Here is a 7,439-nt window from a genome sequence, read left to right as displayed (position 1 = left end):
GTTACCGGGAATAATTTTACTCATAATAAACTCCTTCCATTGCTGTCAGAAGGAGTTCAAACATACCATGAGTGATGTGAAAGAGAAAATATCAACTGTGCAGAAGTAAAATCTACTGGGGAATAGATGAGTAGAATTTACTTTTTCATTTTTGAATTTATATTAAGGAATTATGAAAGCACTTTTTTTGTGAAGAAAGCTTTGTTATACTTTTCAGGCAGAATACTTATGAAAGACAGGGAGAAGCGTATGGCAGACAGAAAAAGAAGAACTGCACCCAGTAGAGAATTTATCAGAGAAAGAGAAGAAAGCAGCAGAAATAGACGTCCCTCTCGAAATCGTTATCAGGAGGATTATGATTCTGATGAGGAATATGATGATTACGATGACGATTATGAAGATGATTCTGATGAGGACTATGACGACTATGATGAGGACTATGAAGATGAGGACTTCGAAGAAGAACCTCAAAGCCTGAAAAGAAGAAAGTCCCAAAGGCAGGGAGCAAATATTGCTACAGCTACCGGCCGTTCCGACAGGAGAAGAAGTTCTTCCGGAGCGGAGAATCGGAAGTCGTTGAGCGGCGGGAACAGCGGAAGAAGCAATAGAAATCCGGCTTCGGAAAGGGCAGGGCAAGACAGAGGGAAAAGAAAGAAAAAGAAGTCTGTTTTTCAGAAGCTGGGCATTCTTTTACTGCTTGTATTTTTCGGCCTTCTCCTTTGGCGTTTTATATCTCCCTATTTTGGCCCTAAATATTGGACGGTGGCTGTTTTCGGTTTGGATTCCCGAGACGGCAACAAGGAGGCCGGTGCGCTATCCGATGTGATTATGCTGGCTTCCGTTAATAAGCGAACCGGAGAAGTGAAATTGAGCTCCATTTTCAGAGACAGCTATATGCAGATCGATGAAGAGGGAACTTATCATAAGATTAATGAAGCTTATTTTAAGGGCGGTCACAAGCAGGCTGTTGAAGCTTTAGAGAGAAATCTGGATATTAAGATCGATGATTATGTCAGCTTTAACTGGGCTGCGGTAGCAAAGGGGATTTCCGCCCTTGGAGGTGTGGATCTGGAGCTTTCCGATGCGGAGTTTTTCTATATCAATGCCTTTATCACGGAAACCGTGCAGTCTACCGGAATTCCTTCCGTACATCTGGAACATGCGGGGATGAATCATTTGGACGGGATTCAGGCGGTGGCCTATGGCAGACTCCGACTGATGGATACGGATTTTAACCGTACCGCCAGACAGAGAAAGGTGCTTGGCCTTGCCTTTGATAAGGCGAAAAAAGCAGGCCCTGTGAAGCTTATGCAGGTGGCAACCATGGTTTTACCGGAGCTTTCCACCAGTTTGGATATGGGAGATATCACCACATTGGTTACTCAGGTGGATCGTTATCATATCGGAGAAAGCAGAGGTTTCCCCTTTGCCAGAACCACCATGAAGATTAAGAAAATGGATGTGGTAATTCCTGCAACCCTGTCCAGTAATGTGACGGAATTGCACAGCTATCTTTATGGCGTGGAAAATTACAGTCCCAGTGCCAAGGTACAGGAAATCAGTGCCCATATCGCCAAGGTTTCCGGTGTAAGCTCTCCCCTGGAAGATGCGGAGGAAGCGGGAACCGGCGGAGGAACTGTGAGAAAGAAGGAAGCCGGAAAAGCCAAGGCTGCTGAAAACGCGGAAAAGGGTAATAAAAAGAAAAAAGTGGAACAGACAGAAGAAGCGAAGAAGCAGGAAACTAAGACGGAAACGGAAGAAGAGAGCACTGTAAAAAATAAAAAAGAAACAAAGGAAGAGAAAAAATCCACAGAAGAAGAGACGAAGGAAACAAAAGAAAAGAAGGAAACGGAAGAAACTGTGGAAGTAGGACCCGGGGCTGCCTTAGGAGAGAAATCTTTGGAGACGGAAGAAAATGCCGATGCACCGGGGGCTTAAAAGAGCCGACACATAAGAAAAAAACATCCTCTTAGTCGAATATTTGACATGGAGGATGTTTTTATTCATAACGAGTATCGCTCGCAAAGCGTGCGATATCTCGTTTTTCAGGAGTATCCCTCTCAAAGCGTACGATATCTCAGTGCTGAAGGCAAATTCCTCGTGGACTATGGAATACTATGATACAGCATTGAATAGTAATCGTCGCAGGATTATTTGCTTAAAAAGTCTACCCTAAAGTATGAAAATATTTTTGGATATCCTTATCCTTGCCGATAATAAAAAGGCTTTCTCCTTCTCGGAATTGGTAGTCCGGTCCCAAAGTAACATTGACTTCATCATTATATTTGACAGCAATAATATTGACTTTGAATTTATTTCGAACTCCAATTTCTCCAATAGATTTACCAATCCAATCCTCAGGTAAGGCGATTTCAAAAACGGCAAAGTCTTTGCTGACTTGAATGTAATCCAAAACATTCTCAGAACTGCACTGCACAGCGGTAAGGCTTCCGACTAATTTTTCCGGATAAACTACCACATCGGCTCCGTTTCTAAGTAAGAATTTTTCTTGTAAATCTCTGGCAGCCCTGGAAACTACTCTTTTTGCACCCAGTTCCTTTAAATGGGAGGTGACTTCCAAAGAAGCTAAAAAGTCGGTTCCGATGGCTACAATACAGACGTCAAAATTGGAGATACCCAGAGACTTTAAGAATTCCTGATTTCCTGCATCTCCAATTTCCGCATTGGTAACGTAGGGGAGAGCTGCTTTTACTCTTTCCTCACTGCTGTCTACTCCGAGAACCTGCGTATGCATTTCATTTAGCTTTTTTGCGACATGTAAACCGAAACGACCTAGACCGATAATTAAAATTTGTTTCATACTTTCTCCTTTATCCGACAATTACATTTTCTTCAACAAGTCTTCCCTTGTTTTGGTTAGCATTAGGAAAGACGGCATAAATCAAACAAAGTCCGCCAACTCTTCCGGTGTACATTAGAAAAATGAGAACCATATGAGAAATGGGACTAAGATTTGGGGTGATTCCCAGTGTAAGCCCCACAGTGGCAATAGCACTGGCAGCTTCAAAGCTGGTGACCAGTAGCGGTAATTTATCATGGAGACTGATAAACATTCCGGAGAGAATACATAAACTAATATACATGAAAGCGATTGTCGTAGCATTTCGAATGACTTCTCTGGAAATAGTCCTTCCAAAGGCTTCTGTACGGGAATTGTTTCTAAAAATAGCAATGGAGGTTAAAAGTAAAACAGTCATTGTGGTGACTTTCATACCGCCTCCCGTACTTCCCGGCGCAGCCCCTACCAGCATTAGCAAGGTTTGCAAAAAGATTCCGCTATCGGAAAATTTTGAAAAATCCACAGTATTAAAGCCTGCAGTACGTGGAGTGACTGCTGTAAATAATGAAGCAAAAACCCGACTTTTTATGGGCAGCCCTGGGAACTCAACAAAAAAGTAAAATAGTGCAGGAAGAAGAATAATAAATACTGTAGTAGAGAGAATGATTTTGCTTTGTAGACGAAAGCGATGAAAATTCCATTTATTTTTTGCAATATCCTGCCAAGTCATAAAGCCTAAGCCTCCAAGAAGAATCAGGCTCATAATGCTGATGTTCACCACAGGGTTTCCTACGTATTCCGTGAGAGAAGAAAAGGGTTCTTTAACGCCCATCAAATCGAAACCGGCATTACAAAAAGCGGATACGGAGTGGAAAACACTATACCAAAGTCCTCTACGAAGTCCGAACTCGGGAATAAATTGTGTCGCAAGAATGACAGCAAAGAATAACTCTATAATTCCGGTCCATTTCAGAAGAAAAACCAACATTTTCATGATTCCGCCCTGAGAGCTTACAGAAATGGAATTAGCCAGAGTGTTTCTTTGAGAATATCCGATTTTTTTTCCGAAGAAAAGGATGACGGAGGTTACCACTACCACCACACCAAGCCCACCAATTTGAATCAAGAAAAGAATGACTGCTTGCCCGAAGAAAGACCAGTGCGTGGCGGTATCGTATACAATTAAACCGGTAACACAGGAAGCGGAGGTGGAAGTGAAGAGTGCATTTAGAAAGGGGGTATAAACGCCATCATTACTGGAGATCGGCAACATCAGCAGAATTGCTCCCAATAGAATCAACGAGGCAAAACCCAGGATGATTTTCTGAAAATAATTTAAACGAAAGAGTTTCATTTTGTACTACTCCTTAAATTCATTGATACAGCTTGTTTGATTATAGGCATATAAAGAAAAAATAGATAGTCAAAATATTAGATTTTAGAGAAATCGTAAATGCTATGAAACACATTTGAGTTTTGAAAACAAAATTTTTGCAAATTTTTGTTTTATGAAGAAAATCTAATAAGAATAAAAAAATCTCTTGACAAGAAAATAAAAACTCTGTATGATAATCGAGTCGCTGATTTTTATTCATTTTTTAAGAAAACAGCAGATTTTAGGGCTATCGCCAAACGGTAAGGCAACGGACTCTGACTCCGTCATTTCAAGGTTCGAATCCTTGTAGCCCTGCGAAAAGCATCACGAATCGTGGTGCTTTTTTTCTTGTTCTTCTATAAAATCAATTTAATACAAAATATCTAATAAATTTACAATATACTACTATTAATTTATTAAAAAAGACAAAATTAAGGCTTTGTGCTATAGTGAAACCATGAACGAAATATGGAAGAAAACGCAGGGACCGAAAATATGTGCGTAGGATAAAAGCTATTTCTATCTATTCTATTATCTCCATAAGTTTAAGATCTCATTTTTACAATCCAAAATCATATTAAAGTCTAGGAGATTCATGCCAGGGAGGGCGCTACAGCATTTGCTGAGAAAGGAGCGGGATATGCCTTCCCCAATGAAAAAACCTTCATTTAACGTTTCCAAAAAAATGAAAAGAAACTGTATTGTTCTTGCCTGTATAGGAGCTCTTTTCCTTATTGGCATTACAGCTCTTGGTGCTTACAATAACCGGCCGGTGAAGATTCCGCTGGATAAGTTCTATCAGGTGGAATTTACCGGTGAAGATGGTCTGGGAGAGGGGAAGCTTATCTTTCAGAAAGAAGATTTTGAAAAAAATTATCTTGGAAAAATCAAGAGAAAAGGAAGATACAGTAAGAGAAGCAGAGGAATCTTCGGAATGATGACCAATCTTTTTCTGAAAGAGGCGGAGAAAGAGATTATATTGAGTGAAGTGGAGTATGCGGTAATGCAGCTTCCGGAGCTTTCCGAGGAGAGTCAATTGGAAAATGGAGAACATGTTTCCTTAAGCTGTAAAGAGGATTTATCCTGGATTGAGAAAAGCTATAACGTGAAGCTGCTTTGGGAGGATAAGGATCTGGTTGTTAAGGGGCTTTATGAGCGGACAGCAGTGAATCCCTTTGATTTTCTGGAGGTTCAATTTACGGGAAATTCTCCACAGATTAGAGCAGAGCTGAGCTTAAAGGATGCTCCCGCCTGGATGGAGCTTAGCGATGTGAATATCAGTAAAAGGGAAGGCCTTGCCTCCGGGGATAAAATCAAAATTACTTTTTATCAGGAATTAATGAGAAAAGTGGAGAAAGAGCATATCTATTTTTTAGAAACAGAGAAGGAATATGAAGTCCCCAAGGCAAATGCCTACTGGACCAGTGGAAAGGATATTCCCGGAGACACATTAAGACTTCTACAGGAAGCGTTTATGGATTCTTTACGTAAGGAGATGATTGGGGGAACAGCAGAGGAATATATCGATCTTTCCGGCATATCCGTACAGTATTTGGGAAATTATTTTCTCAGTCGAAAAGAAGATGCACCGGTGCTCGGTCACAACAGGCTATTCCTGCTTTTTGAAATCCATGCGCCCTTAAAACTGAAGGATGGGAGTGTACAAAATATTCAGTATTGCAATGGAATAGAATATCAGGATTTGCTTATGGATCAGGACGGAAAAGCACTGGTAAAGCCGGATGACGGCATTGGAAAGGGAGTTGTTCATCCCATAGCCTTTCCCCTGGGAGAGGATGATTCTATGTATTTGTACGGATATAAAGATTATGCCGAGTTTTATAAGCAGGAGATCTTCCCACTCCTTACGGATTACAGGGGAGAAGACAATAGCTTAAAGGCACCGGAGTCTGTTTCCGGAGTTACCGATCAGCTACCTTCCGAATCATCAGGGGAGAGTTCTGCAGAAGCGTCTGCCGATAGAGCCAATCCCACAATGGGGACTTCAGCGGAGGCATCTGCCGAGTCGGAGCCTAATGCATCCTCTATAGCTTCTGCCGAGAGTTCTTCTTAAGACATTCTGTTTGGTAACTATGGTGAAAACCTGGATATATAGAAGACATCGGAGGGAGGAAAATCTATGGCATAAAAGAAGACATAAAAGCAAAAACCATTTTTGTAACCTGACAAAAATAAATCGAATTTTTCTATCTAAAAAGAGTCGAAAAATCAGAAAGAATAGCTTCTATAGCAGGCATATTTCTCTCCGTTTTTTCGGCTCTTTTCTTTGAGACGGAAAATAATTGGCTGTAAAAATCAAAAAAATTTCTAGATTTTACATTTACTTAAAGCGGCTTCATCCGCAAGTACGGTAACATGGGGATGGAATTGTAGAATGGAAGCGGGGACAGAGGGGGTAACCGGTCCTTCTAAGACTTTCTGTAAAATATCCGCCTTATCCTTTCCGGAAACCATTAAGAGAATTTTTTTGGCCTTCATAATGGTGCCGATTCCCATGGTGTAGGCCTCTTTGGGAACTTCTTCTTTAGACGAGAAGAAGCGCTGATTGGCTTCGATGGTTTCTTCGGCAAGCTGTACACAGTGGGTTTCCCTTGGGAAAGAATCACTTGGCTCATTAAATCCGATATGCCCATCATGTCCAAGTCCCAGAATCTGTAAATGGATTCCTCCTAATTTACGAATCAGAGCTTCATACTCAAGGCAAGCCTTATTCGCGTCTTCCAGAAGACCGTTGGGAACGGCAGTGTTTTCCATAGGAATATTCACGTGCTGAAACAGCTCTTGATTCATAAAATAGCGGTAGCTGTGGCTGTCCTCCGGAGCAAGACCTCTGTATTCATCCAGGTTCACGGTACGTACTGCAGAAAAATCCAGACGTCCCTCCTGATATAATTCTCTTAAAACCTGATAGGCACCGATGGGAGTGGAGCCTGTGGCTAAGCCCAAAACCGGGTGCTCTCTTTGGGTGATTTCCGCCGCAATCAGCATGGCGGCTTTTTTGCTGAGAACCGAGTAATCCTTTACCTTTTCAATCCGAAACATGGGAGTCCCTCCTTGCAATCTGCGTTTTTTTCATAGTAGCAAAAAGAAATGGGGTATACAATAGAAAATCCTAAGCAGAATCTAGGAAAAACTACGGTGGGTATTACAATGGAAAAAATTATGCTATACTAGGCAAATAGTTATGTAAAGACTAACTATTAATAGTCAAGCATAAGATTAAGATTTTTAGAATAAAATACG

5 protein-coding genes and 1 tRNA gene are annotated in these 7,439 nt (G+C 41.2%); 3 read left to right on the top strand and 3 right to left on the bottom strand.

The annotated features are described in order from the left end of the window. Positions 1-249 precede the first annotated feature (249 nt). Positions 250-1,938: an LCP family protein gene (locus RDQ32_RS10350; protein ID WP_308580391.1), complete on the top strand. Its 1,689-nt coding sequence runs from the start codon at positions 250-252 to the stop codon at positions 1,936-1,938. A gap of 229 nt (positions 1,939-2,167) precedes the next feature. Here RDQ32_RS10350 and RDQ32_RS10345 read toward each other — a convergent pair whose 3' ends face one another. Together RDQ32_RS10345 and RDQ32_RS10340 are read right to left on the bottom strand one after the other, a co-directional pair. Then, a complete protein-coding gene (locus tag RDQ32_RS10345) occupies positions 2,168-2,821 on the bottom strand; it encodes a TrkA family potassium uptake protein (protein WP_007156512.1) in 654 nt (217 codons plus the stop codon). Between the two features lie 10 nt (positions 2,822-2,831). Further along, entirely contained in the window at positions 2,832-4,154 is a 1,323-nt protein-coding gene (locus tag RDQ32_RS10340; protein WP_007156511.1) for a TrkH family potassium uptake protein, read from the bottom strand. A 264-nt stretch (positions 4,155-4,418) separates the two neighbouring features. On the opposite strand from RDQ32_RS10340, the gene RDQ32_RS10335 reads away from it, so the two are divergent. Then, positions 4,419-4,490: transfer RNA gene (locus RDQ32_RS10335), tRNA-Gln, on the top strand. Between the two features lie 280 nt (positions 4,491-4,770). Further along, the gene (locus tag RDQ32_RS10330; protein ID WP_308580390.1) at positions 4,771-6,249 is read left to right on the top strand and encodes a hypothetical protein; all 1,479 of its coding nucleotides are present in this window, start codon (positions 4,771-4,773) and stop codon (positions 6,247-6,249) included. A 254-nt stretch (positions 6,250-6,503) separates the two neighbouring features. Here RDQ32_RS10330 and nagB read toward each other — a convergent pair whose 3' ends face one another. Continuing rightward, positions 6,504-7,238: a glucosamine-6-phosphate deaminase gene (gene nagB / locus RDQ32_RS10325; protein WP_308580389.1), complete on the bottom strand. Its 735-nt coding sequence runs from the start codon at positions 7,236-7,238 to the stop codon at positions 6,504-6,506. Positions 7,239-7,439 lie beyond the last annotated feature (201 nt).

The organism is uncultured Oribacterium sp. (assembly GCF_902481605.1).
Classification (GTDB): Bacteria; Bacillota; Clostridia; order Lachnospirales; family Lachnospiraceae; genus Oribacterium; species Oribacterium sinus.
This window is presented reverse-complemented; position numbering and strand designations above follow the sequence as displayed.